The organism is Streptomyces bohaiensis, from assembly GCF_012033785.1.
Lineage (GTDB): Bacteria > Actinomycetota > Actinomycetes > Streptomycetales > Streptomycetaceae > Streptomyces > Streptomyces bohaiensis.
This window is the reverse complement of sequence record NZ_JAAVJC010000443.1, coordinates 1-2,446: the sequence shown is the minus strand read 5'-3', so window position 1 is coordinate 2,446 and position 2,446 is coordinate 1. Positions and strand designations below refer to the sequence as shown.

Here is a 2,446-nt window from a genome sequence, read left to right as displayed (position 1 = left end):
GGCTCGCCGCCCGGTGTTGCCGCCTTGTCGGCGGGCGCGGACGGGGCCGGCGGGGCCGGCGGCTTGCGGACCAGGAAGGAGGCGGCCGCCCCGATCGCCGCGAGCGCGGCACCGACCAGGAACGCGCCGTGGATGCCGTCGGCGAGCGCGGTCACCGGACCGCTGCCGCCGTCGACCGAGGCGGCGGTCCCGCGCGTCATCATGGTCACGAAGAGCGCGGTGCCCGCGGCACCGGCGAGCTGCTGGAGGGTGCTGACGATCGCACTGCCGTGGGAGTACAGCGAGGGCTCCAGCGAGCCGAGCGCGGAGGTCATCAGCGGCGTCATCATGAAGCCCAGCGAGACGCACAGGAAGACGTGGATCGCCACCACCATCGCGGGCGGCGAGCTCACGCCGAGCGTGGTCATGGCGACCAGCGCGGCCGTCATGCCGAACGCGCCGGGAATGACCAGCGGCCGGGGGCCGTGGCGGTCGAACAACTTGCCCACCAGCGGGGCGATGAGCCCCATGGTGAGACCGCCGGGGAGCAGGATCAGCCCGGTCGACAGGGTGGACAACCCCAGCACGTTCTGCAGGTACATGGGGAGCAGGATGAGCGACCCGAAGAGGGCGCCCATGCAGAGCACCATCATGAGCACGCCCACCGCGAAGGTGCGCTGCGTGAACGTCCGCAGATCCAGCAGGGCCCGGTCGGCGCGCTGGAGCACGGTCTGCCGCAGCACGAACAGGACGAGCGCGACGACGCCGACGGAGACGGGCAGCAGCGGCGGCACCGGTGCTTCGCCGTCGGCGGCGGCCTTGCCGATGCTGCTGAGCCCGTAGATCAGGCCGCCGAAGGCGAGGGCCGAGAGCAGGATCGAGAGGATGTCGAACCGCACCGCGCGCGGCGTGGTGATGTTGCGGACGAGCACCGCCCCCAGCCCCAGGCTGAGGAGGGCGACGGGCACGACCACCAGGAACAGCCACCGCCAGGAGAGCACCGAGAGGATCAGCCCGGAGAAGGTGGGGCCGATGGCCGGCGCCACGGCGATGACGATGGAGATGAGCCCCATGGTCCGCCCGCGGCGCGAGGCCGGCACGAAGTTGAGGACGGTCGTCATCAGCAGGGGGATCATCAGCGCCGTGCCGCAGGCCTGGATGATGCGGCCGCCGAGCAGTACCTCGAAGCCGGGGGCGGCGGCCGCGATGACGGTGCCGCTGTTGAAGAGCCCCATGGCCGTCAGGAAGACGGTGCGGGTGGAGAACCGCTGCAGGATCAGGCCGGTGGTCGGGATGACCACGGCCATCGTGAGCAGGAACCCGGTCGTGAGCCACTGGGCGGTGGCGGCGGTGATGTCGAGGTCCTCCATCAGCCGCGGCAGCGCGACGGACATGATGGTCTCGTTCAGGATGACGACGAATGCCGAGACGACCAGCAGGGCGATGACCGTCTTGATCTCGCGGGGTATCGCGTCGTCCTGCGGCTTCGTGTCCGGCGCGTCGGGGCCGGCGACGGGAGCGCCGCTGTCAGCGGACATGCGGAGGGCCTTTCCGGGTGTGCGGTGCGGTGCGCCGGAACCGGCCGGACGGCCGGCGGCGCGGTGGCTCTCCCGGGGTCCCGTGGGACCGACGCGGGGGCGGACGACACCCTACGCGAAACGTGTCACCAGGTGCCAGGCAATTCACTTGCTACCATCGCCGCATGCCAGCAGGACAGCCCACCGGTCTGCGTGAACTCACGCGCCGCACCGTGCGTTCCCGCATCGCCGAGGTGGCGGAGGAGATGTTCGCCACCGAGGGGTTCGAGGCGACGACGGTCGAGGCGATCGCCGACCGCGTCGGCATGTCCAAGCGGAGCTTCTTCCGCTACTTCGCGAGCAAGGAGGACGTGGTCCTCCACCCCTACGAACGGCTCGGCGAGCGGTTCGAGGAGCGGCTGCTGGCCCGCCCGGCGGGCGAGGACGACTGGGAGGCGCTGCGCCGCACCTTCGACCTCGCGGTGCGGGAGTTCGAGGATCCCGGTGACCGCGCCCGGGGCGCCGCGCTCCAGCGGATCGTGCAGGGCAGCCCGACCCTGCTGGCGGCGTACCTGGAGCAGATGGAGCGGCTCCAGCAGCGGCTGACCGTGGGGGTGCGCCACCGCCGACAGGCGGGCTGCGTTCCGCCCGGCCCGGAGGACATGCTGCTGTGCGCGCTGGTCGGCTCCGCGCTGTGCTGCCTGCAGACCGCGATCTCGCACGCGGTGCGCGGCCCCGACCCGGCCGATGTCGGCGCCCGCCTGGACGCGGTGATGGCCGCCCTGCGACCCGCGTCGCTCCCGGGCGCGGCCCCGCGGTCCGCCGAGCCGGTGGACGCGGCGGCGCCGGTCGGCGAGCGCCTGCCCTGCGCCTGCCTCGCCTGACCGCTTCCCGCGAGGCCGCGCCCGCACGGGAAGCGGGGCCCCGCGTCGGGGGGGGGGGGGGGGGGG

At 73.1% G+C, this 2,446-nt stretch carries 2 protein-coding genes; one reads left to right on the top strand and one right to left on the bottom strand.

The window, feature by feature from the left end; translation table 11 throughout:
* Positions 1 to 1,517: MDR family MFS transporter (locus HCN52_RS23745; RefSeq protein ID WP_168090474.1), on the bottom strand; the 1,517-nt coding region annotated here is incomplete at its 3' end.
* A 164-nt stretch (positions 1,518 to 1,681) separates the two neighbouring features.
* Here HCN52_RS23745 and HCN52_RS23740 point away from each other — a divergent pair.
* The gene (locus HCN52_RS23740) at positions 1,682 to 2,380 is read left to right on the top strand and encodes a TetR/AcrR family transcriptional regulator (protein ID WP_168090473.1); all 699 of its coding nucleotides are present in this window, start codon (positions 1,682 to 1,684) and stop codon (positions 2,378 to 2,380) included.
* Positions 2,381 to 2,446 lie beyond the last annotated feature (66 nt).